General features: G+C 67.7%; 23 protein-coding genes. 3 read left to right on the top strand and 20 right to left on the bottom strand.

The window, feature by feature from the left end; genetic code table 11:
• Positions 1–4: 4 nt before the first annotated feature.
• From tssE to NC595_RS10870, 6 genes are all read right to left on the bottom strand, one after another.
• Positions 5–508 (bottom strand): type VI secretion system baseplate subunit TssE, encoded by a 504-nt coding sequence (gene tssE / locus NC595_RS10895; RefSeq protein ID WP_253566328.1) that lies wholly within the window; start codon positions 506–508, stop codon positions 5–7.
• A gap of 13 nt (positions 509–521) precedes the next feature.
• Positions 522–1,319 (bottom strand): type VI secretion system accessory protein TagJ, encoded by a 798-nt coding sequence (locus NC595_RS10890; protein WP_253566327.1) that lies wholly within the window; start codon positions 1,317–1,319, stop codon positions 522–524.
• Positions 1,320–1,367: 48 nt separating this feature from the next.
• Positions 1,368–1,868, bottom strand: a complete 501-nt coding sequence (locus tag NC595_RS10885; RefSeq protein WP_017462835.1) for an Hcp family type VI secretion system effector — start codon at positions 1,866–1,868, stop codon at positions 1,368–1,370.
• A gap of 203 nt (positions 1,869–2,071) precedes the next feature.
• On the bottom strand, positions 2,072–3,562 hold the full coding sequence (gene tssC / locus NC595_RS10880; protein WP_063671875.1) for a type VI secretion system contractile sheath large subunit: 1,491 nt from the start codon (positions 3,560–3,562) through the stop codon (positions 2,072–2,074).
• A 6-nt stretch (positions 3,563–3,568) separates the two neighbouring features.
• Entirely contained in the window at positions 3,569–4,087 is a 519-nt protein-coding gene (tssB, locus tag NC595_RS10875; RefSeq protein WP_253566326.1) for a type VI secretion system contractile sheath small subunit, read from the bottom strand.
• A 374-nt stretch (positions 4,088–4,461) separates the two neighbouring features.
• On the bottom strand, positions 4,462–5,031 hold the full coding sequence (locus NC595_RS10870; RefSeq protein ID WP_253566325.1) for an ECF-type sigma factor: 570 nt from the start codon (positions 5,029–5,031) through the stop codon (positions 4,462–4,464).
• Positions 5,032–5,471: 440 nt separating this feature from the next.
• Here NC595_RS10870 and NC595_RS10865 point away from each other — a divergent pair, with 440 nt between their 5' ends.
• The 3 genes from NC595_RS10865 to ggt all read left to right on the top strand — a co-directional run bounded on the left by NC595_RS10865 (position 5,472) and on the right by ggt (position 9,243).
• Positions 5,472–5,993 carry a hypothetical protein gene (locus tag NC595_RS10865; RefSeq protein ID WP_253566324.1) on the top strand — a complete coding sequence of 174 codons (522 nt, stop codon included), beginning with the start codon at positions 5,472–5,474 and terminating at the stop codon, positions 5,991–5,993.
• Positions 5,994–6,039: 46 nt separating this feature from the next.
• Positions 6,040–7,320: a kynureninase gene (kynU, locus tag NC595_RS10860; protein WP_253566323.1), complete on the top strand. Its 1,281-nt coding sequence runs from the start codon at positions 6,040–6,042 to the stop codon at positions 7,318–7,320.
• A gap of 150 nt (positions 7,321–7,470) precedes the next feature.
• On the top strand, positions 7,471–9,243 hold the full coding sequence (gene ggt / locus NC595_RS10855) for a gamma-glutamyltransferase (protein WP_253566322.1): 1,773 nt from the start codon (positions 7,471–7,473) through the stop codon (positions 9,241–9,243).
• A gap of 421 nt (positions 9,244–9,664) precedes the next feature.
• Here the strand turns inward: ggt and NC595_RS10850 are convergent, their stop codons facing one another.
• The 14 genes from NC595_RS10850 to NC595_RS10785 all read right to left on the bottom strand — a co-directional run bounded on the left by NC595_RS10850 (position 9,665) and on the right by NC595_RS10785 (position 22,790).
• Positions 9,665–10,930 (bottom strand): glutamate-5-semialdehyde dehydrogenase, encoded by a 1,266-nt coding sequence (locus NC595_RS10850; RefSeq protein WP_253566321.1) that lies wholly within the window; start codon positions 10,928–10,930, stop codon positions 9,665–9,667.
• A 2-nt stretch (positions 10,931–10,932) separates the two neighbouring features.
• Complete coding sequence (gene proB, locus NC595_RS10845; protein ID WP_253566320.1) at positions 10,933–12,108, bottom strand: glutamate 5-kinase; 1,176 nt, start codon at positions 12,106–12,108, stop codon at positions 10,933–10,935.
• A gap of 124 nt (positions 12,109–12,232) precedes the next feature.
• Positions 12,233–13,363, bottom strand: coding sequence for a glutamate 5-kinase (gene proB / locus NC595_RS10840; protein ID WP_253566319.1), 1,131 nt, complete (start codon positions 13,361–13,363; stop codon positions 12,233–12,235).
• Positions 13,356–13,703, bottom strand: coding sequence for a cupin domain-containing protein (locus NC595_RS10835; RefSeq protein WP_253566318.1), 348 nt, complete (start codon positions 13,701–13,703; stop codon positions 13,356–13,358). The genes proB (NC595_RS10840) and NC595_RS10835 overlap by 8 nt, the downstream gene beginning before the upstream one ends.
• A gap of 11 nt (positions 13,704–13,714) precedes the next feature.
• Positions 13,715–15,010 (bottom strand): argininosuccinate lyase, encoded by a 1,296-nt coding sequence (gene argH, locus NC595_RS10830; protein WP_253566317.1) that lies wholly within the window; start codon positions 15,008–15,010, stop codon positions 13,715–13,717.
• A gap of 105 nt (positions 15,011–15,115) precedes the next feature.
• The gene (argC, locus tag NC595_RS10825) at positions 15,116–16,075 is read right to left on the bottom strand and encodes an N-acetyl-gamma-glutamyl-phosphate reductase (protein WP_253566316.1); all 960 of its coding nucleotides are present in this window, start codon (positions 16,073–16,075) and stop codon (positions 15,116–15,118) included.
• Between the two features lie 16 nt (positions 16,076–16,091).
• Entirely contained in the window at positions 16,092–17,408 is a 1,317-nt protein-coding gene (locus NC595_RS10820) for an acetylglutamate kinase (protein ID WP_253566315.1), read from the bottom strand.
• 36 nt (positions 17,409–17,444) lie between these two features.
• The gene (locus NC595_RS10815; protein ID WP_253566314.1) at positions 17,445–18,650 is read right to left on the bottom strand and encodes an acetylornithine deacetylase; all 1,206 of its coding nucleotides are present in this window, start codon (positions 18,648–18,650) and stop codon (positions 17,445–17,447) included.
• A complete protein-coding gene (locus NC595_RS10810; protein WP_253566313.1) occupies positions 18,647–19,102 on the bottom strand; it encodes a GNAT family N-acetyltransferase in 456 nt (151 codons plus the stop codon). The genes NC595_RS10815 and NC595_RS10810 overlap by 4 nt, the downstream gene beginning before the upstream one ends.
• Positions 19,099–19,449 carry a nuclear transport factor 2 family protein gene (locus NC595_RS10805; protein WP_253566312.1) on the bottom strand — a complete coding sequence of 117 codons (351 nt, stop codon included), beginning with the start codon at positions 19,447–19,449 and terminating at the stop codon, positions 19,099–19,101. Before NC595_RS10805 ends, NC595_RS10810 begins: the two co-directional genes overlap by 4 nt.
• Positions 19,450–19,456: 7 nt before the next feature.
• The gene (locus NC595_RS10800) at positions 19,457–20,647 is read right to left on the bottom strand and encodes an argininosuccinate synthase (protein WP_253566311.1); all 1,191 of its coding nucleotides are present in this window, start codon (positions 20,645–20,647) and stop codon (positions 19,457–19,459) included.
• A 27-nt stretch (positions 20,648–20,674) separates the two neighbouring features.
• Complete coding sequence (locus NC595_RS10795; protein WP_253566310.1) at positions 20,675–21,148, bottom strand: OsmC family protein; 474 nt, start codon at positions 21,146–21,148, stop codon at positions 20,675–20,677.
• Positions 21,145–21,771: an FMN-binding negative transcriptional regulator gene (locus NC595_RS10790; RefSeq protein WP_253566309.1), complete on the bottom strand. Its 627-nt coding sequence runs from the start codon at positions 21,769–21,771 to the stop codon at positions 21,145–21,147. Before NC595_RS10790 ends, NC595_RS10795 begins: the two co-directional genes overlap by 4 nt.
• 11 nt (positions 21,772–21,782) lie before the next feature.
• Positions 21,783–22,790 carry an N-acetylornithine carbamoyltransferase gene (locus NC595_RS10785; protein ID WP_253566308.1) on the bottom strand — a complete coding sequence of 336 codons (1,008 nt, stop codon included), beginning with the start codon at positions 22,788–22,790 and terminating at the stop codon, positions 21,783–21,785.
• Between the last annotated feature and the right edge of the window lie 384 nt (positions 22,791–23,174).

Genomic DNA, 23,174 nt, shown 5'->3' with positions numbered 1-23,174 from the left:
ACGCTCAGCCGAAGCCCTCCGTCACGTGGAAGGTGCCGGTCTCCAGGTCGACCTCGGTCTTCAGATAAAGCTTCAGCGGGATCGGCTGCGCCCACATGTCGGACTCGATGTTGAACACCAGGGACTGACGGTCCATGCGATCGGTGTCCATGTTGACCGTGACCTGCAGCGTGCTGGCGATCAGCCGTGGCTCGAACGCCACGATCGCCGCGCGGATCTGCCGCTGCAGCACGGCGGCGTCGACGCCGGAGAGCGCCGAGCCGGTGAGATCGGGAATGCCGAAGTTGACCACCGAGCGGGTCACTTCCGGAAAGTCGGCGAGCTCCTCGTCGACACCGAGGTTCACGCAGTTGAGCAGCCAGGACATGTCGCGGGTGACGCACTCGCGCAGCCGGCTGGCGGAGATCACCCGCTTCTCGCGGCTCTCCTCGCGCTGGCCCGGTTCGTCGTCGGTAAGCCGGTCGAGCAGCGAGGGCTGCAACCGTTCCTGGGTGGTCAGTTCGGCCACGGCGGTCTCCCGCTCAGTCGTGGTCGAAGGTGATCGAGCGGACGTCCAGCAGCGGGTAGTCGCCTTCGTCGGTGGCCAGCATGCGCTGCCCCGCACCGATCTGCAGGTCGTGCCCGAGGTCGATCCAGTCGGTGCGCCGGCCCAGCGCCAGCGCCGGCTCGGATGCCGATTCGGCGCCCGGATAGCGGCATGGCACGAAGCCGATCGCCTGGCCGCCGTTGGTCCAGGTGATCTGCACCGGCGACCACACCTTGTCGCGCAGGTCGCTCGGCTCGTCGAACGACAGCGACTGGATGCGCGAGAACGGCGCCCAGGCGTAGCCGCCCTGGGTGATCAATTCCAGGCACGGACCGAAGCGAGGATCGGCGTCGGCGATCCATTCGAACGGCACGCCGTCGATGCTGCCAGCCGCCGTCGGCGCCTGCTCGAAAGCCTCGCCGCGCAACGCCTGCGCCTCGGCGATCCGGCCTTCCGCGGTCAACTTCAATGCCTGCAGCAGCAGGGCGATCCAGGGTTCGGGCTCGCCGATCATCACCGGCGAGCGCCGCCCGGCCATGACTTCGGCGCGCTGCATCTCGCCGGCCAGCGCCACGCGGTAGGCACCGACCATCAGCGTATTGGCCGGATCCAGTTCACCGGCCACTTTCAGCTGGTTCTGTGCCCGCTCCCACTGGCCGAGCACGGCCAGCAGCTGAAACATGAAAACGCGGTGCGGCGCATCGGAAGGATGCGACCGCACCTGGGTGGTGAGGGCCTGCAGCGCCTCGTCCAGCCGGCCGTCCCGGAGCAGGTTTTCCGCGGAATTTTCCACTTGAAGAACGCCTTGGTCAGCAGGAAGGACGCGTGCAGGCCCTGGCCGTCAGGCCGCGGCCACCGCCTGGATGTCGAAGGTGAAGTCCTTCGAACCGCCCTGTGCGGCACCCTTGTCGTCCTGCGGCTGGAACGAGTACTTGAACTTGCCGAAATGCAGGGTGATGTTCTCGGTAAGGCGATCTTCGCCGCCGCTGCCACCGGTGGAGTACGAGGTGACCAGGATGCCCTCGCTCAGCTCCATCGTGAGGAAGTCGGTCTGCTCGCCGGTCGCGTTGGTGACGTACAGCCAGGCCTGGTCGATACGACCGCCCGTGCACACCGCGTTGAGCAGCGCGCTGGAACTGGTGTCGACGTACTTGGTGACGGAGATGTCCTGCACATGGGCCTTGCCGCCGCTGGCGCCCGAACCGCCGTGCAGGTCGCCGGTGTTGCTGGCGCCCCACGACCACGCGAGGATCGGAATCTCGCCGGTGTGCTTCTTGTGCTTGGATGAGCCTTCGATCTTGACCTTGCCCGAGCCGAACTTGATGTGCATGTCGAATGCCATGGAACCTCTCCTCGATCACCTGTGATGGATGGATGACGCCGTTCGGGAACGCACCCGCACCGGTCGATCCGTGGTTGCTTGAAGGGAACGTCGCCGGCCTGTGGCCGCCGTGGGCACTGCAGGAAGCGACCGTTCCCCGTCGCATCCATGAACCGCTTCTGTCGCATACCGGCGCGGCGGGGGCGCCCCCCCGCGCCGGAGGATCAGGCCTTGGCCGCGGACGGCAGGCGCGATACCAGTCGCAGCGAGACGGTAAGTCCCTCGAGCTGATAGTGCGGCTTGAGGTAGAACTTGGAGGTGTAGTAGCCGGGTGCTCCCTCGACCTCCTCCACCACCACCTCGGCGGCCGACAGCGGCTTGCGCGCCTTGGTCTCCTCGCTGGAGTTGGCCGGGTCGCCGTCGACGTAGTTCATGACCCAGTTGGTCAGCCAGCTCTGCATCTGGTCGCGGCTGGAGAACGAACCGATCTTGTCGCGTACGATGCACTTCAGGTAATGCGCGAAGCGACTGGCGGCGAACAGGTACGGCAGGCGGCAGCTGAGCGCGGCGTTGGCGGTGGCGTCCGGATCGTCGTACTCCTCCGGCTTGGCCAGCGACTGCGCGGCGATGAACGCGGCCATGTCCGAGTTCTTGCGGTGGACCAGCGGCATTAGGCCCATCTTGTCCAGCTCGGCCGAGCGGCGGTCGGTGATCGCGATCTCGGTCGGGCACTTCATGTCCACGCCGCCGTCGTCGGTCGGGAAGGCATGCACCGGCAGACCTTCCACCGCGCCACCGGACTCGATGCCGCGGATGCGCGAGCACCAGCCGTATTCCTTGAACGAGCGGTTGATGTTCACCGCCATGGCGTAGGCCGCGTTCTGCCAGGTGTACTTGGACGAGTCGGCACCGGCGGTGTCTTCCTCGAAGTCGAACTCCTCCACCGGATTGGTCGAGGCGCCGTACGGCAGGCGCGCCAGCGTGCGCGGCATCGCCAGACCGAGGTACTTGGCATCCTCCGATTCGCGCAGCGAACGCCAGGAGGCGTAGTCCGGCGTGGAGAAGATCTTGGCCAGGTCGCGCGGGTTGGACAGCTCGTTCCAGCTCTCCATACCCATCAGGCTGGAGTTGGCCGCGGCGATGAACGGCGCGTGCGCGGCCGATGCGACCTGCGCAATACCGGCCAGCATCTCCACGTCCGGCGGGCTGTGGTCGAAGTAATAGTCGCCGACCAGGCAGCCATAGGGCTCGCCACCGAGCTGGCCGTACTCTTCCTCGTACACCTTCTTGAAGATCGGGCTCTGGTCCCAGGCGGTGCCCTTGTAGCGCTTGAGCGTCTTGCCCAGCTCCTTCTTGGAGATGTTCATGACGCGAATCTTCAGCAGCTGGTCGGTCTCGGTGTTGTTGACCAGGTAGTGCAGGCCGCGCCAGGCGCTCTCCAGCTTCTGGAAATCCTCGTGGTGCATGACATGGTTGAGCTGCTCGCTGATCTTGCGGTCGAGCTCGGCCACGTAGGCATTGATCGTCTGGGTCACATCGTCCGAGACGATGTCGGCCTTGCTCAGCACCTGCTCGGCGAGCGTGCGGACGGCGGACTCGACCTCTTCCTTGGCGCGCTCGCTCTTGGGCTTGAACTCCTTGTTGAGCAGCGCCGCGAAATCGCTCGCTTCGGCAGTGGCGGCAGCGCCCTGTTCGGCCAGTTTCTCGGTTGCCATGTCTGCTTACTCCCCGTCCTTGCCTTCGTCGCCGGGCTTGGGTGCCGACGCCAGTGATTGCAGCAGCGCCGGATCGTTGATCGCCTGGGCGATCAGCTTCTCGGCACCGGCCTTGCCGTCCATGTAGGTGGCCAGGTTGGCCAGCTGGGTACGCGCCTCGAGCAGCTTGGCGATCGGCGCGACCTTGCGGGCCACCGCGGCCGGCGAGAAGTCGTCCATGCTCTCGAAGGTGATGTCGACGTTGAGGCTGCCCTCGCCGGTCAGCGTGTTGGGCACGGCGAAGGAAACGCGCGGCTTCATCGACTGCAGGCGCTGGTCGAAATTGTCGACGTCGATCTCGAGCGCCTTGCGATCCTCGACCGGCGCCAGTTCGGCGTTGTTGGCACCGGACAGGTCGGACATCACGCCCATCACGAACGGCACCTGCACCTTCTTCTGCGCGCCGTAGACCTCGACGTCGTACTCGATCTGCACGCGCGGCGCGCGGTTTCTCGCGATGAATTTCTGACTGCTTTGCTTGGCCATGCGATGTCTCCTTCGAAGAGGGTCTACCGGTGATGAGGACGGACCCGGGCAGGCACGCACGACACGACCGGAACGCCGCGGAAACCCGCCGCATCTCCCGTACGTGACGCCATGCGATGCCCCCCTGGCTGCAGAAATGGAACCGACCGCCACCGGAGTCCCGCCGATCGATGCGGAACGTGCCCTAGCGAGCGTGTTCGTCGGGGCGTTGCGAGCCCCTCCACCGGGTTAGTGCGCGGCGGGACCGCGGTCTTGGTCAGCCCATCTCAGCCAATATTCAGGCTTCGTTCACTTTTTCGGCCTGGATTGCGAAGGGCACGCCGACGGAACCCTGCGCGTCGCACGCAAGGCAAAAGCTCGTTCGGGAAGAGCCCTCAGCCTTCGAGTTCGCGTTGCAGCCAGGCCCGGGCCATGCGCCATTCGCGCTGCACGGTGGCCGGGGAAATGCCCATCGCCGAGCCGATCTGCTCGGCGGTCAGACCCACGAAGAAGCGCATTGACACGATGCTGGCCTGACGCGGGTCGATCTGTTCCAGCGCCTCCATGCACTCCAGCAGCGCGGCGTAGTCGATCTGGTGCGCCAGCGCGCCGGAAATCTCCGACAGCTCGATGCGGTCGACCGACTGCGGCCGCTTGGACGCCTGTCGCCGACGGGCGGAATCGACCAGCACCTCGCGCATGGCGCGGGCGGCCACGCCCAGCAGGTGGCCTCGGTTCTCCCACTCCGGAGTGCCACTGCCACCGAACACCTTGAGGTAGGCCTCGTTCACCAGCGCGGTGGCGCTGAGCGTGCGCTCGCTGCTGTTCTGGCGGAGCTGGGCGCCGGCCAGTCGGTGCAGGGCCCCGTACATCTGCCGCAACGCCTCGTCCAGCGCATCCGGATCGCCGGCCTGTGCCGAATGCAGCAGACGGGTGACTTCGGCTTGCTTTTCCAGCGTATTCATCGGTCGATCAATCCGTTCATCGCAAGACAACGCGGGGCTCCACCCCGCACGAAAACCAGTCCGGAGAGGGCTTCCGGTGCCGGGACGCGCAACCAGTTCCCTTGCCATGCAGCAGCGGGCGCAGGCGCTGAAGGGGCGGGGGGCGGTCATGCACGGACGACGTCCGCTGTGATTCTCCGGACCGACCAGTGCGCGAGGCCACGATCACCGCTTCCAGCGGGATCGGCCCGGACTTGCAGAAATCGCCACCGCCGCGATCGCTCACGGATCCCCCCATCTCCAAAAACAGCCGGCCGAGTATACGCCGCGGCCGACATCCCTATCCTGCCCCGGACGGGCCTCCGGTTGTGACGGGCATCGGCACGCAGGGCGTCCCGCTGCGGCTATGCTGGGGGACACCCTTCCCGACCCGGCCGAACCCGGCCCCGCCCGGAGCCCGCATGCACCTGTCCCGCCTCGCCCTGATCGCCACTGCCCTGCTCGCCAGCGGCCCGTTGTTCGCCACCGACGTCACCATGGCCAATGGCACCGTCTCGTTCAGCACCCCGGACAACTGGATCGGGATCATGGAGACCCAGGGCGATCCCGAAGTCCGCGTGTTCCAGGTGCCCGATCCCTCGCCCACCGCGCGCAACACGCTCGCCCGTGTCTCGGTGACGGTCAAGCAGGTCGGCGACATGGGCGGCTTCCAGCAGTACGTCAGCCAGGCCAGCTCGAAGGCGCAAGGCCTGCCGGGTTACCAGGCGATCCGCAGCGTCAGCAACACCGGCGGTCCGGACAACTTCCTCTACACCGCCAACGAAGCCGGCTCAACCATGGCCTACGTGGAGCACTACTGGTACCGCGATGGTCATGCGATCCAGCTGCGTTGCCTGCGTCCGGCGTCCACCCAGGCCGGTGCGGCCTGGCAGGCGGCGTTTGACAAGGGCTGCCAGGGGATTGCCGACCGGCTGGGGAAATAGGCTTCGACGCGGTAACCTTCGGGGCTGTTTTTGCCGGAACCGCGTCATGCCCCCCACCTACGAAGCCGCGTCCGCCTGGGCGCAGGCACAGGATGCCGCCGACCCGCTGGCCGGCTTCCGCGACGAATTCCTGATCCCGCCGCACGAGGGCCGCGAAGGCCACTATTTCTGCGGCAACTCGCTAGGCCTGCAGCCGCGTGCGGTACGGCCGGCGCTCAGCGCCGAGCTCGATTACTGGGGTGAGCTGGCGGTCGAGGGCCACTTCAAGGGCCGCGCGCCCTGGCTGAACTACGAGGACTACCTGCGCGACGACCTCGCCGCCTTGGTCGGCGCCAGGCCGGTCGAAGTGGTCGCGATGAACACGCTGGGCGTGAACCTGCACCTGATGATGGTCAGCTTCTACCGCCCCACCGCCGAGCGCCCGGCGATCCTGATTGAAGCCGGCGCGTTTCCCACCGATCGCTACGCAGTGGAATCGCAGATCCGCTTCCATGGTTTCGATCCGGCCGATGCACTGATCGAGCTGGAGGGCGACGGCCCGCACGGCACGCTGACCATGGACGCCATCGAGCGTGCGCTGACCGAACACGGCCACCGCGTGGCGCTGGTGCTGCTGCCGGGCATCCAGTACCGCACCGGCCAGGCGTTCGACTTCAAGGCGATCACCGCGCTGGCGCATGCGCGCGGCTGCACGGTCGGCTTCGACCTGGCCCACGCGGTGGGCAACCTGCCGCTGGCACTGCACGACAGCGGCATGGATTTCGCCGTGTGGTGTCACTACAAGTACGTCAACTCCGGGCCGGGCGCGGTCGGCGGCGTGTTCGTGCACGAGCGCCACGCCACCGCCGAACTGCCGCGCTTCCACGGCTGGTGGGGCAACCGCCGCGACAACCGGTTCCAGATGGCGCCGAGCTTCGACCCCACTCCGGGCGCGGAGGGCTGGCAGCTGTCCAACCCGCCGATCCTGGCGATGGTGCCGCTGCGCATCTCGCTGGAGATCTTCCGCCGCGCCGGCATGGACCGGCTGCGCGCCAAGTCGCTGCAGCTCACCGGCTACCTGGAGTGGCTGGTGAACACGCAGCTGGCCGACCTGCTGGAGATCATTACCCCGGCCGATCCGACGCAGCGCGGCGCCCAGTTGTCGATCCGCGTGCGCGGCGGGCGCGAGCGCGGCCGCGCGCTGTTCGACTATCTGGTCGATCGCGGCATCATCGGCGACTGGCGCGAGCCCGACGTGATCCGCATCTCGCCGGCGCCGCTGTACAACCGCTTTGCCGACTGCCTCGCCTTCGCCGAGGCCGTGCGGACGTGGAGCGACGCGGGCTGAATCGAAGCAGCGACGTCCGGCCGCAAGGACGTCCCTGCCCGCAGGAATATCGCAGGAACGTGCAGGGATGCAGGCAGGGAGGCGCGCCGTGCCGGTGCCGGTTACCATCGGGAACCGGCACCCCGTCCCCACCACCTTCCGGAGCCATCGATGCGAAACACCTTGATCCACGGTCTGGCGGCGGCCCTGCTGCTGGCCGCGCCGCTGACCTGGGGCCAGTCCGCCGCCGTGCAGGACAACATCCCCAAGCAGGCACTCGACGCCACCGCCGCCCCGACCACCCTGGCCGACCTGTCGAAAGACCAGCCGGTCACCGCGAAGCACGCCATGGTCGTGTCCGCCCAGCACCTGGCGACCGAAGTCGGCGTGGACATCCTCAAGCGCGGCGGTAACGCCGTGGACGCTGCGGTGGCCGTGGGCTACGCGCTGGCGGTGGTGCATCCGTGCTGCGGCAACATCGGCGGTGGCGGCTTCATGCTGATCCACCTAGCGCACGGCAAGGACGTGTTCCTCGACTTCCGCGAGAAGGCCCCACTGAGGGCCGGCCCGACCCTGTTCCAGGACGACAAGGGCAACGTGGTGCCCGGCAAGAGCACCGGCACGTACCTTGGCGTGGGCGTGCCCGGCACCGTGATGGGCATGGACGAGGCGCTGAAGAAGTACGGTCGCCTCTCGCGCCAGCAGGTCATGGCCCCGGCGATCAAGCTGGCGAAGCAGGGCTTCGTGCTGCAGCAGGGTGACGTGAACATCCTCGGCGAGCGCACCAAAGACTTCCAGAAGTATCCGAACGTCGGCGCGATCTTCCTGAAGAACGGCCAGCCCTACCAGGTCGGCGACCACTTGGTGCAGCCGCAGCTGGCGAAGACCCTCGAGGAGATCAGCAAGGACGGCACCAAAGCGTTCTACCACGGCGACATCGCCCGCAAGGTGGTTGCCGCCAGTGAGGCCAACGGTGGCCTGCTGAGCATGAAGGACTTCGCCGACTACACCGTGCACTGGGACACCCCGATCAAGTGCGGCTACCGCGGCTACACCGTAGTGTCCGACCCGCCGCCCAGCTCCGGCGGCGTCACGGTGTGCCAGATCCTCAAGCTGCTCGCCCCCTACCCGCTGAAGGACTGGGGCTACGGCTCGGCCCGTGCGCTGCACTTCACCATCGAGGCCGAGCGCCGCGCCTTTGCCGACCGCAACAACTACCTGGGCGATCCGGCGTTCGTGAAGAACCCGATCGACGTGCTGCTCTCGGACAAGCACATCGACCAGCTACGCTCGACCATCGATCCGGACAAGGCCACGCCGTCGACCCAGGTCAAGGGCAGCCTCGGCGCCACCGAGGGCATGGACACCACCAGCTACGCCGTAGTCGACAAGGACGGCAACGCGGTGTCGGTCACCTACACCATCAACTACCTGTTCGGCGTCGGACAGATTGCCGGCGACACCGGCTTCTTCCTCAACAACGAGATGGATGACTTCACCTCCAAGCCCGGCGTGCCGAACACCTTCGGTCTGGTGCAGGGCAAGGCGAACCAGGTCGAAGGCGGCAAGCGCCCGCTGAGCTCGATGGCACCGACGATCGTGCTGAAGGACGGCAAGCTGTTCATGGTCACCGGCAGCCCCGGCGGCTCCACCATCATCACCACGGTGATGCAGAGCATCACCAACGTGATCGACTACGGCATGAACATGCAGCAGGCGGTGAACGCCCCGCGCATGCACCACCAGTGGTATCCCGACGCGGTCATCGTCGAACCGGGCCTGCTCACCGACGCGGTGAAGAAGGAGCTCGAGGACATGGGCTACAAGTTCAAGGAAGTGCAGTCCTGGGGCGCCGATGAGGCGATCCTGCGCAGTCCGAAGACCGGTCTGCTGGAAGGCGCCAACGATCGGCGGCGGCCGGCGGGGCTGGCGGCGGGTTACTGACCTTCATTGCAGGTGGAATACGGAGGGCGCCCGCTGGGGCGCCCTTCTTTTTTTGGCGGCCGGCCTGACCTCGCCAAACGCCTGCTCTATAACGTGCCCCCCCCCCTTCCGCAAACGGCGAACTCTCCAAGCCGTCATTCCCGCGAAAGCGGGAAGTGCTTTTCAACGGCGGATGCCGGTCATCCATTTTGATCTTGAGGCAAGAGCAAGGTGGATTCCCGCTTTCGCGGGAATGACGGCCGTGGGGGGACCTGAGGATTCCGCTTTCGCGGGAATCACGTCGGGTGGGAGGGGCGGTTACACCGAGTGCCGTGGCGCCGTCATGCCGGCGTGCGCACTCGGCCCCTGTGGAGCGCCCCCTGTGCGCGACCGGGCTGGCCGCCTCGTTTGGTCGCGCACAGGGTACGCTCCTACAAGGGTTTCAGCGACTACGGCTCTCCGCATGTCGCACCTGCCCTTGGCCGCGCACGATGAAGCGCTCGATGGTGAGCGACTCGGCACCCATCGGCCCGTAGGCGTGCAGGCGGGTGGTGGAGATGCCGATCTCTGCGCCCAGGCCCAGCTCGCCGCCATCGGAGAAGCGCGAGGAGGCGTTCACCATGATCACCGCCGAGCGCAGCGCATGGACGAACTTCGCCGCCGTGGCCTCGTTGCGGGTGGCGATCACCTCGGTGTGGTCCGAGCCGTAGCGGCGGATGTGGGCGATCGCTTCGTCCACGCTGTCGACCACGCGCACAGCGAGTATCAGGTCGAGGAACTCGGCGGCGTAGTCGTCCTCGGTGGCTGCCTTCATGTCGCCGGCCAGCGCGCGGCTGGCCTCGTCGCCGCGCAGCTCCACTCCCTTGGCGCGCAGCGCCTCGGCGGCGCGCGACAGGAAATCCGGCGCGATGTCCTTGTGCACCAGCAGCGTCTCCAGCGCATTGCACACGCCGGTGCGGGTGGTCTTGCCGTCCAGCAGCAGGTCCAGCGCCACGTCGGGATCGGCCTCGCGATCCACGTACAGGTGGCACACGCCCTTGTAGTGCTTGATCACCGGCACGCGCGCGTGCTCGGTGACGAAGCGGATCAGACCCTCGCCGCCGCGCGGGATCGCCAGGTCCACGATGTCGTTCAACTGCAGCAGCTCGACCATCGCCTCGCGGCGCAGGTCGTCCATGATGGTGAGCACCTCGCGCGGCACGCCGTGCTTGTCCATCGCCTCGTGCAGGGCGGCGGCGATGGCGAGGTTGGAATGCAGCGCCTCGGAGCCGCCGCGCAGGATCACCGCGTTGCCCGCCTTCATGCACAGCGCGGCGGCGTCGGCGGTGACGTTGGGGCGCGCCTCGTAGATCATCGCTACCACGCCCAGCGGAATGCGCACGCGCTCGATGGCCAGGCCGTTCGGACGGCTCTCGCACCGGGTAACCTGCCCAACCACGTCCGGCAGGTCGGCCACTTCGCGCACGGCGTTGGCGATGGCCGCGACGCGCGTCGCATCCAGCTTCAGACGGTCCAGCATGGCGCCCTGCACGCCCTTGTCGGCGGCACCGGCCATGTCCTTGGCGTTGGCGGCCAGGATGGCCTCGGCGTGCGCATCCACCGCTGCGGCCATGTCGCGCAGCAGGGCGCGGCGGGCCTCGGCATCCAGCATGGCGATCGCGGGAGCCGCGTCGCGGCAGGCCAGGGCTCGGGTTCGGATATCGCTCATGCTCAAAGGTCTCCTGTGGTCAGGTCCAGCTCGCGCACCAGGGCAAGGTCGTCGCGGTGGACGACGTTCTCGCCAAAGCTGTAGCCAAGCCGGGGCTTGATCTCGCGCGTGTGGCAGCGCGCGATGCGGTTGATTTCGGCGGCGTTGTATTGGCTGATGCCGCGGGCGAAGGACTGCAGCGCCCCGTGCTCGCCGGGGCCGACGATCTCCACCATGTCACCGCGCTGGAACTGGCCCTCGGCGGCGAGGATGCCCTTGGGCAGCAGCGAGGCGCCCTCCTCGTTCAGCGCGCGCATCGCGCCGGCATCCACCTCGATGTGGCCGGGCACCGCGGGCACGTGACGCAGCCAGTACTTGCGCGCCTGCAGACGGGTGGCTTTGGTGCGCAGCAACGTGCCGTGCAGCAGATCGCGCGAGAGCAGGCTCACTACCTCGCTGTCGCGGCCGTTGAACAGAATCGTTTCGATGCCTGCGGCGCCGGCCTTCTGCGCCGCTTCCAGCTTGGTGCGCATGCCGCCGGTGCCCACCGAGCTGCCCGCCGCACCGGCCATCGCCATGATCTCCGGAGTGAGCTCGGGCACTTCATTGACCGGCTCGGCCTCCGGGTTGCTGCGCGGGTCGGCGGTGTACAGGCCATCGATGTCGGTGGCGATCAGCAGCATGTCCGCATCGACCAGCGCGGCGATGATCGCCGCGAGGTTGTCGTTGTCGCCTAGCGTGAGTTCGTCCACCGCCACGGTGTCGTTCTCGTTCACCACCGGCATCACGCGATGGCGGAGCAATTCGCTCAGCGTGGCACGCGCGTTGAGGTAGCGGCGGCGGTTGCGCAGATCGTCGTGGGTGAGCAGCACCTGCGCCAGCGGAATATCGAGCAGGCGCTGCCACAGTCCGACGGTCTGCGTCTGGCCCAGCGCCGCCATCGCCTGGCGCGCGGCGCTGCTGGTGTCTTCGTGCGAATGATCCTTCAGCAGCAAGCGTCCCGCGGCCACCGCGCCGGACGAGACCAGCACGATCTCGCGCCCACTGGCGTGACACGCGGTGATGAACTGCGCCAGGCCCAGCGCATAACGGGTGCTCAGCCCGCCGCCATCGGCGGCGATCAGGCTGCTGCCCACCTTGAGCACGGCGCGGCGCCACGGCGGCACGGTCTGCTGGCGAAAGGCCCTGAGTTGCGTCATCTCCCCGGTTTCCTCGACTGCGACAACTGTTAGAGGGTCTGGGCAGACCATGTGATTTCAACCCCCGATGCGCCTATCGACCATGCGCGCCATGTCGTGAACAGCCATTTGGACGTCCAAACGCCTACACCGCAGTCAACGCGAGATCGTCGCGATGGACGACGGCCGGCCCGTAGCTGTAGCCCAGTACGCCGTCGATATCCCGGCTGTGGCGACCGGCCATTCGCCGCACATCGACTGCACCGTACTGGGTGAGGCCGCGCGCGACCATGCGCCCGGAAGGATCGATGACGTCCACCAGGTCGCCGCGATGAAACTCGCCCACCACGTCCACCACGCCACCGGGCAGCAGCGATGCGCCGCCCCCCGCCAGCGCGCTCGCTGCGCCCGCATCGACGCGGATCGCCGCCGCACTTGCGGGCGCATGCAGCAGCCAGTACTTGCGTGCCTGCATGCGGCTCTGTGCCGGCATGAACAGCGTGCCGCGCAGCCGGCCTTCGCCCAGCGCCTGCACCGTGGCCGCATCGCGCCCGTTGAACAGCGCCGTGGCGATACCGGCCGCGGCCGCCTTCTGCGCCGCTTGCAGCTTGGTCCGCATGCCGCCGGTGCCGACCGCACTGCCGCTACCGCCGGCCATCGCCAGCACCTGGGGCGTGATCTCGGCCACGTGCGGTATCGCCGCCGCGGTGGAATCGCGGCGCGGATCAGCGTTGTACAGCGCGTCGATATCCGAGGCGATCAACAGCAGGTCGGCATCGACCAGCGCCGCGACGATGGCAGCGAGGTTGTCGTTGTCGCCGAGCTTGAGCTCGTCCACCGCCACCGTGTCGTTCTCATTGACCACCGGCAGCACCTCGATCGCCAGCAACTGGCGCAACGTGGCGCGGGCGTTGAGGTAGCGACGACGGTTGCGCAGGTCGTCGTGGGTGAGCAGCACCTGCGCCACCGCACGGCTCGACAGCGACTGCCACAGCGCGATCATCGGCGCCTGGCCGAGCGCGGCCAGCGCCTGGCGTTCGGCGAGATCGGCAACGGGCAATGCACGTGCGCGCAGCAGGGCGCGGCCGGCGGCCACCGCGCCGGAAGACACCAGCACCAGCTCCCGGCCTTGCGCCTGGCTGTGGGCGATGAAGGCCGCGAGCGTCTGCGCATACGTGGGGGTCAGGCCGCCACCATCGGCGGCCAGCAGATTGCTGCCGACCTTGAGCACCGCCCGCCGCCACGCAGGCAGCGGCTGGAAGGCGAGCTCAGCCATCGACCGCCTCGCGATCGCCGTGGCTGCGTGGCGAGGAGATCACCAGGAAGCGCACGTCCTCGCCGGAGTCGTTGCGCATCTGGTGCGCCGCACCGGGCGGCACGTGCAGGCCCTGCCCCGCCTCGAGGCGGTGCGCAACGCCCCCCAGCTCCAGCACGGCGGTGCCGCCCAGCACGTAGAAAAACTGCCGCGAGCGCGCATGACGGTGGCGCACCTCGGCAGTACCGGGCGGCATGCGTTCCTCGATGACGCTGAGATCATCGCCGGCCAGCAGATGCCAGCCGTCGCACTGCTGGCCCCAGACATAGTGTGCTGCGTTGGCGGTGGTGACGGCGGACATGGTGCGTTACCTCACTGGCCCAGCGCGGCAAGCCGCGCGCGCAGTTCATCCAGCTTCAGCTGATCGCCGGCGCCGGGCGAGGTGCGCGCCGCCAGGCTGCCTTCCGGCGTGCGGCCCTCACCTGCAGACGCCGCGGTCTCAGCGGCGGCGCGGTAGGCATCGCGGAACGGCACGCCGGCCGCCGCCTGCTCGATCGCCACGTCGGTGGCATACATCGCCGGCTCGATCGACGCGCGCATGGTTGCCTCGTTCCAGGCCATCTGCGCCAGCAGGTCCGGCACCAGCTCCAGCGCCATCAGACCGTGACGCACGCCGTGGAAGATCGAGCCCTTGGAGAACTGCAGATCGCGCTGGTAGCCGGACGGCAGCGAGAGCAACTGCTCGATCTCGGTGCGCGCCGCCGCCACGGAGGCGTAGCTGGCGCGCAGCAGTTCCACCACATCCGGGTTGCGCTTGTTCGGCATGATCGAGCTGCCTGTGGTGTACTGCGCCGGCAGCTGCACGAAGCCGAATTCGGCGGTGGTGAACAGCGACAGATCCCAGGCCAGCCGGCGCACGTCGAGCATCGCCGCACCGATCGCCTCCAGCACCGCCATCTCGTACTTGCCGCGCGACAGCTGCGCGTAGATCGGGCTGACCTGCATGCGGGCGAACCCCAGCGCCTGCGTGGTGTGCGCGCGGTCCAGCGGCAGGTTGACGCCGTAGCCGGCGGCGGTGCCCAGCGGGTTGGCGTCGATCAGCGTGTGGGTCTGCCGGGCGCGCAGCGCGTTGTCGATGAAGCCCTCGGCGAAACCGGCGAACCACATCGCGGTGGACGAGACCACGGCACGCTGCAGGTGGGTGTAGCCCGGCATCGGCAGGGCCGGCTGCGCGGCGCGCTCCAGGCAGACTTCGGCCACGGCGCGGCAGTGCGCTTCCAGTTCGGCCAGCTTGTCCTTCAACCACAGCCGCGTGGCAACCAGGATCTGGTCGTTGCGACTGCGCCCGGTGTGCACGCGGCGACCGGCATCGCCCAGCCGCTCGGTGAGCCGCGCCTCGATGGCGGAATGGCAGTCCTCGAAACGCTCGTCCAGCACGAAGGCGCCGGAGCGGAAATCCTCGGCCAGCGCGTCCAGCTCGCGCTTGAGCGCGGCGGCCTCGTCAACGCTGACCAAGCCGATGTGCTGCAGGCCTTCGACGTGCGCCTTGCTGGCGGTGATGTCATGCAGGAAGAACTCGCGATCGAGGATCACGTCGTCACCGGCGAGGAACCGCATGATGCGCGGATCGATCTGGATGCCGGATTTCTGCCAGAGGGGTTGGGTCATCGCTGATGTCCTGGATCTCGTGTAGGAGCCCGCTCGCGGGCGATGCCTTTGGCTTTGATGCGGCACCAGAGCGAAAGCATCGCCCGCGAGCGGGCTCCTACGCCGTCATGGAGTGGTCGGGATGGCGGTGAGCTCGTCTACACCGATCGCCCGGTTGATGTTCTGCAGCGCCTGGGTGGCCGCGCCCTTGAGCAGGTTGTCCAGCGTGGCCACCACCACCACGCGCTTGCCGTCGGCCGAAAGCGTGAAGCCGCCGATGTCGACGTGATGCCGGCCGGCCACCGCGCTCACCCACGGCGCCTCGTCCACCACGTGCACCAATGGTTCGGCGTCGTAGGCGTGGTGGAAGCGCTGCATCACTTCCTCACGCGTCATCTTGCGTGCGAGGTAGAGGTTGGTGGTGACGGTGAGGCCGCGGAAGTGCGGCGCCACATGCGGCATGAACTCCACCGGTACGCCGAGGTGGCGGCTGGCTTCCTTCTCGTGGGTGTGGCCGGTGAGCGAGTACGGCATCAGGTTGTCGCGCAGCTTCTCGGGATCGTTCTTGTCCGAGGGCGTGGTGCCGGCGCCGGAATAGCCGGACACGCCGAAGCACACCGGCGGCGCGGCCAGCAGGTCTTTCAGCGGCGCGATCGAGAGCTGGATCGCGGTGGCGTAGCAGCCGGGGTTGCTGATCTTCTTCTCGCCGCGCCATTTCTCGCGGGTGAGCTCCGGCAGGCCGTAGTACCACGTGCTGTCGAAGCGGTAGTCGGCTGACAGGTCGAGGATCAGCGTGTCAGGCTTCGCCTTGTCGATCGCCTCGACATAGGGCGCCGCCTTGCTGTTGGGCAGGGCCAGCACCACCACGTCCGCGCCTTGCGCGGCGACGGCGTCGGCATCGAGGCTGGCGTAGCGCAGCTCGCCGGCGTAGCCCGCCACGTGGTCGGCCACGCGCTGGCCGTCCAGCTCGCGCGAGGAAACGAACACCAGCTCAAGCGCCGGGTGCGCGGCGACCAGGCGGATCAGCTCCGCGCCGGTGTGGCCGCGGGCGCCGACGATGCCGAGGGTTTTGTGTGCAGAAGTCATGTCGTGGCTCGTGGGGTCAGTCGACCAGCGTGGGCTGGCGGGTGGCGCAGTGCGCGACGCAGCGTTCGATGGTGTCGAACCCGTCCAGCCCGTACCAGAACACCTTCCAGCGCACCTGCTTGAGGCAACCGTCGGACTCGGCGTAGTAGAACGGGTTGACCGGATTGCCATGCCGCGAGCGCCAGAACAGCTGCGGATGCTGCTCGCGCATCACCTGCCATACCGCGCGGCCCAGGCCTTCGCCCTGCGCCTCGTCGAGCACGGCGAACTTGTCGAGATACGGCAGGCCTTCGTCCATGGTGAGGATCATCGCGGCACGGTAGTTCTCGCTCACGTAGACGCGGTACGGCGTGGTGCGCTCGAAATAATCCGGCACCACCTTGCGGCCGAAGCTGGACTCGATCAGTTCACGCAGCCGCGCCTGGTCCAAGCCGTCCCAGCTGTCGAAGGTCAGCACCTTCTCGCCGCGGCGAACCAGCGTGCCCGAGCCCTTGTGGGTGAACAGCTCCTTGGCCAGCTCCGACGGCCGGGTGATCGACACCGAGGACGACAGCGGCAGCTTGTCCAGCAGGTCGGCGATCTGCTCGATCTTCACCCGCATGCCGCCGTTGATCCACGGCTGCGCCATCAGGTGGTCGAACTCGGTGGACAGATTGATCGAGTCGATCAGCTTGCCCTGGTCGTCCAGCAGGCCGCCGGTGCCGGTGAGGAACACGATCTTGTACGGCTGCAGCACGCGCACCAGCTCGTTGGCGGCGAAATCGGCGTTGATGTTGAGGAACTGGCCTTCGTCCGTCTCGCCGAGGCTGGCGATCACCGGGATCGAGCCCGCGCGCAGGCTGGCCTCGATCGGCGCCAGGTTGATGCTGTCGACCTTGCCGACCATGCCGTAGGTGTCGCGGTCCAGGAAGCTGGCCATGAACACGCCCGAGGGCACCGAGGTGGCGCGCGTGTCCATCGACTGCAGCGCCTCGACCAGCTTGAGGTTCTGTTGCTGGAACACGCGGCGCACGATGCCCAGCGCCTTCGGGCTGGTGACGCGCAGGCCGTTCACCGTCTGCTTCTCGATGCCGGCGGCGGCGAGCTCCTCGTCCAGCTGCGGGCCGGCGCCGTGCAGCACGATCGGCGTGAGGCCGACCTGCTGCAGGAAGGTCAGCGAGGAGGTGAGATCGTTGAGCTCGTCGCGCAGCACCGCGCCGCCCACCTTCACCACCGCGAAACGGCTGGCGTCGAGCTGGGAGAAGCGCTTGAGGTACTGCTGGATCTCCTTCGCGCTGCCCATGGCCGAGAGCAGGCGAACGATAGTCTTGCGGGTGTGGGAACCGGTGGTCATGGTTTCAGTCGTTGGTGTGCTGGAAATCGCCGCGCGTCACGCGTTGCCGCGGGCGACGAGGCGATGGAGGGTGTCGGCGTAATGCTGCAGCTGGTCGAGCGCCACCCATTCGTCGGCAGTGTGCGCCTGGGCGATGTCGCCGGGGCCGTAGACGAAGGCGGTGTAGCCGGCGGCGGAGAACAGCGCCGCCTCGGTCCAGAAGTCCACGGCGTTGCCGATCGGGAGTTCCAGTTCGTCGGCCAGGTCGCGTGCGGCCAGCCGGCGCGCCTCGGCGGTGGCGGTGTCGCCGGCCGGCAACGAGTCGCCGCGGAAGGTCTCGGTGAACTCGGCCGGCACCGGCTCGACCAGGGTACGCAAGTTCTCCAGCATGCGCTCCGGATCCATCGTCGGCAGCGGCCGGAAGCCGAACCGCACCTCGGTGGTCGGCGCGATCATGTTGGCCTTGATGCCGCCCTCGATGCGGCCGATGTTGAAGCGCAGGCCGGTCAGCCCGCCGAAGCGTTCGTGCGACTGCGCCGCGGCGAAATCCAGCGCTGCATCGCCCCAGCGCACCGCCTGGTGCAGCGCGCTGTCGCTGGGCTTCTGCTCGCCCGAGGCGTGGCCGGCATGGCCGGCAAAGCGCATCAGCACCGAGTGGATGCCGCGATGGGCGAGCACGGCTTCACCCTTGGTGGGCTCAGCCACAATCACCGCGTCGTAGGCATAGCCCCTCTCCCCCCGGGAGAGGGGTTGGGGTGAGGGTTCGGTGTCACCGGTGATGCCCGCTTCGCCCGAACCCTCACCCCGACCCTCTCCCGGCGGGAGAGGGGGAAAAGCCTTGAGGAAGCCCGCGATGCAGCGCGCATCGTTGGCCTCCTCGTCGGTCGAGAACAGCATAGCCATCGGGCCGTCGGTGACGTTCGCCACGGCAAGCAGCGCCGCCGCGGCGCCCTTGATGTCGCAGGCGCCCAGGCCGATGGCACGATCGGCGGTGACGCGCAGCACGTGCGGGTCGGCGCTCCAGTGCGGCGAATCGGGCACCGTGTCCAGGTGCACGTTGAACAGCCGCTTGGGCGCACCACGCACGGCATGCAGCGTGACCGCACCAGCACCGTAGTCGGTCACCGTCACGTCGAATCCCGGCAGCTGCGCGCGCAGGTAGTCGAAAATGCCGCCGGTACCGATCTCCCGCGGCGGATTGCGCGTGTCGAAACCGACCAGCGCCTTGAGGTGTTCCAGGGTGGATTGCAGAAGAGGTGTCATGGCCTGCCTGGCTGTCGGGTATAGATGTCCGGGTCGAGCTTTTCCATCAGGTTCTGCGGCCGGCTCGGTGCAGTGAACCCGAATCCGGCATACAGCGTGTGCGCATCGCTGGTGGCCAGGCTGAAGCGCCGCAGGCCCTGCAGCTGCGGGTGCCCCATCACCGCCGCCATCAGCGCCTTGGCATAGCCGCGTCCGCGGTGCTCCGGCAGCACGAAGACGTCCGCCAGGTAACCGAAGGTGGCCCCGTCGGTGACCACCCGCGCGAAGGCCACCTGGCGTCCATCGACGTAACCGCCAAAGCACAGCGAGCCGGCGATGGCCTGTTCCACCGTGGCGCGCGGGATGCCCCGGCTCCAGTAGGCCTCGTCGGCGAGGAACCGATGGATCAGTTCCACGTCCAGCTCGTCCCGGTCGGTGCTGATGCGCAGCACGGCGTTCGTCGCGATCGTCATGGCTGCCCGGCGAAGTAGAACCACGCGGCGCGGATCAGGCCGTCGTCGGCCACCTCGAACGCTGCCATGCTCTCCAGCGGCTGATCGCCGAGACCATGGATGCGCTCGTGGTCGAACACGCGCCGCCCGACCACCGTGCGCCCCAGCAACTCGGCGCGCAGCGCCGGGTTGTTGAAACGATGCTCGGCATAGAACGCCGCCAGCGCCGCCTTGCCGACCAGGGTCGGCGTCTCGGCGGGCATGCGGTAGCTGCGGAAGTCCTCGGCGAAGCAGGCGAGGAAAGCCGGCAGGTCATGCCGGTTGTAGGCCTCGAACTGCGCGGCGACAGGGGTCAAGGGATCGGTCATGAGCGGCTCAGCGGTTAATCTCGGCCCACAGCGTCGAGCTCATGCCGAACAGCTTGATGAAGCCTTCGGCCTCTTCCACGCCCCAGTCGGCGGACTGTGCGTAGGTGGCGCCCTTGGCGTTGAGGATGTGCGGCGAGCGGATCTCCACCGCAGTCACCATGGCACCGGTGGTCTGCAGCACCACTTCACCGTTGACCTGCGACTGGCTCGAGGCGAGGAAGGCTTCCAGGTCGGTCTTCACCGGATCGTGGAAGAAGCCCTCGTAGACCACCTCGACCCACTTGCGCGCCACCTCGGGCTTGAAGCGGTTCTGCTGCTTGGTCAGCACGGCCTCTTCCAGCGCGCGGTGCGCGGCGAGCAGCGAGACCAGGCCCGGCGCTTCGTACACGATGCGGCCCTTCAGGCCGATGGTGGTGTCGCCGGTGTACATGCCGCGGCCCACGCCGTACGGCGCGAACAGCGCATTGAGCTTCGCCAGGATCTGCGCACCCGGCAGCTTCTCGCCGTTGAGCGACACCGCCTCGCCCTTTTCGAAGCCGAGCGTGACCTGCAGTTTTTCGGACGGCCATTCGGCGCGCGGCTTGCACCAGCCGCGGGCACCCTCGCCCGGCGCCTTCCAGTGGTCGATCTCGCCGCCGGACAAGGTCACGCCCAGCAGGTTCTCATTGATGGTGTAGCTCTTCTGCTTGGCGCGCACCTCGAAGCCGCGCTCTTCCAGGTAGGCCTGCTCGTAGGCGCGGGTCTGGGTGTGCTCCTTCTGGATCTCGCGGATCGGCGCGACGATCTGGTAGTCGCCCAGCGCCTTCACCGCCAGGTCGAAGCGCACCTGGTCGTTGCCCATGCCGGTGCAGCCATGGGCGATCGCCCTGGTGCCCAGTTCCTTGGCGCGCGCGATGGCCGCATCGACGATCAGATAGCGGTCGGAGACCAGCAGCGGGTACTGGCCCTGGTAGCCCTCGCCGGCCCACACGAAGGGCTTTACGAAGCCGTTCCAGATCACCGGGCCGCCGTCCACGGTGACGTGGCTGGCGACGCCGAGCTCTTTCGCGCGCGCCTCGATGTAGGCACGCTCCTCGGCATCCACGCCGCCGGTGTCGGCGAACACCGTATGCACGGCCCAGCCGCGCTCGATCAGGTACGGGACGCAGAAGCTGGTGTCGAGGCCGCCGGAGAAGGCGAGGACGATGTCTTTGCTCATGGCTTGCAGATCCTGGAAGGAAAAGGTTTAGACGGAAGCGACGACGATGCGCGGCTCGCAGCGCACCGGAAAATTCACGGAGTTGGCGATGAAGCAGGCGTGGTGGGCCGCCTCGTGCGCGGCCTCGGCTCTGGCTGGGTCGCTGGTGGCAGTGATGGTGACGACGGGACGCAGCACCACTTCGGTGAAGTGTCCGCCGTTGCCCTCGGTGACCATCGTGCCCTCGGCGGCGTCGCGGTAGTCGGTGACGACCACGCCGGCGACGGTCGCCATGTGCAGGTAGGACAACATATGGCAGGTGGACAGCGCGGCCACCAGCATGTCCTCCGGGTTGTGCCGGGTGGCGTCGCCGCGAAAAGTGGGATCCGACGAGCCGGCGAGCTCCGGCTTGCCGGGCACGCGGATCACGTGGTTGCGGCTGTAGTTGCGGTAGCCGTCGGTGCCGGTGCCGCGGTTGCCGGTCCAGACCACGTCGACGCGATAGCGGTGCGGGCGGTTCATGCGCGGCCTTCCTCCTGTTTTTGCATCAGTGCGGCGAGTGCCAGGTCGTCGCCCTGCCCGCGTCGGGTCAGGCCGCCGATCACGCCGGCGCGGTTGGCGTCCGGATGGTTCTGGCTGAGCTTGAACTTGCCCTCGATGCGCTCGATGGCGATCTCGATGCCGACGATGGCGCCGAGCAGCTTCTGCACGTGATCGGCCGGGGCATCGGCGACCTTCCACGGCGAAGGTTCGCTGACCTCATGACGATCGGTCAGCGCATCGAGCAGGTCGCGCAGCCAGTCGGTGTCGTGGACGATGCGCAGGCGCCCGTGCACGTGCGCCACGGCGTAGTTCCACGTAGGCACCTCGCGGCCGCCGTTGGCGTGCTTGCTCGGGTACCAGTTCGGGCTCACGTAGCCCTGCGGACCGTGGAAGATCGCCAGCACCGCGGCGCCATCCATCGCGGCCAGTTCGTTGCCGCCGGCGACGTGACCGCGCAGCACATCGCCCTGCCGCACGAACGGAAGGTGGTTCACCGCCATGCCAGCGGCTGCGTTCGCCACCAGCGTGGCGAACGGATGCGCATCGATCAGCCCGTAAAGGGCGTGCTCGCGCGTCTCGACGAAATGCCTGGGCTGATACATGCCGGCGCGACTCAGCCTTGCCCGATCAGCGAGGCCATCACCGCCTTCTGCACGTGCAGGCGGTTCTCGGCCTCGTCGATGGCGATGCAGTACGGCGCATCCATCACCGCGTCGGTGGCCTTGACGTTGCGGCGCAGCGGCAGGCAGTGGCTGAACAGGCCATGGTCGGTCAGCGCCATCTTCGCCTCGTCGACGATGAAGTGCTTGTTGGCCTCGCGGATCGGCTTCTCCTGCTCCCAGCGGCCGAAGTACGGCAGCGCGCCCCAGCTCTTGGCATAGACCACGTGGGCGCCCGAGTAGGCCTCCTCGATGTCGTGGCTGACCTTCAGCGAGCCGCCGTTGGCCTGCGCGTTCTCGAAGCCGGCCTGCATGTAGCGCTCGTCCAGCACATAGTCGGGCGTGGGGCACAGCAGGGTCACGTCCATGCCCATCTTGGTGGCGATCAGCAGCGCCGAGTTGGCCACCGCCGTGTTCAGCGGCTTGGGGTGATAGGTCCAGGTCAGCACGTACTTCTTGTTCTGCAAGCTGCCCAGGTGCTCCTTCATCGCCAGCGCGTGGGCCAGCTCCTGGCAGGGATGAGTGATCGTCTCCATGTTGATCACCGGCACCGTGGCGTACTGGGCGAAGGCCTTGATGACCGTGTCCTGGCGGTCCACCTGCCAGTCCTGGAACTTCGGAAAGGCGCGCACCGCGATCAGGTCCACGTAACGGCTCAGCACGCGCGCCACCTCGGCGATGTGCTCCTCGGTGTCGCCGTCCATCACGCTGCCGACCTCGAACTCGATCGGCCACGCGTCCTTGCCCGGCGCCAGCACGATGGCGTGGCCACCGAGGTGAAACGCACCCAGCTCGAAGCTGGTGCGGGTGCGCATCGAGGGATTGAAGAACAGCAGCGCCACCGACTTGCCGGCCAGCTGCTGGCTGCGCGGCGAACGCTTGAACGCGGCGGCGTGTTCCAGCAGCGCGTCGATCTCGGCGCGGCTGTAGTCCTGGGTGGTGAGGAAATGCCGAAGGGTCATGGTGGAATCGCTCTTGATGAATAGTCCGACCAAGGATGGCCGGTCTCGCCGTTCGCGGACGGATCCGCGTGAAGTAAACCGAAAACGAAAAAACCCGGCACGAGGGCCGGGTTTTTCAGTCGTTGCACTTGGAACAGCAGCGCGCGACAGCCTACCCGGCCGAATGTCGGACCAGCGGTCGGCGCGCACGCGACGTCATGCCAGCAGCCATGCGAGCGCTGGTAAGAACGTTGGCGGTATAGACGGCTGTAGACATGGACGGCTCGGGCGGGTGAAGCATCATCATGGCGGCAATTTCGCTGCCGTGCAACAAAAAGATGGAGCCCGGGAGACGCCGGCGTCGGAAACGCGACCGCCGCCCTCGGGCGGCGGCCGGGGGGAGAC

The organism is Dyella lutea, assembly GCF_024158035.1.
Lineage (GTDB): Bacteria > Pseudomonadota > Gammaproteobacteria > Xanthomonadales > Rhodanobacteraceae > Dyella_A > Dyella_A lutea.
Note: the sequence above shows the minus strand (reverse complement) of the source record. Positions and strands in the feature narration are given on the sequence as shown.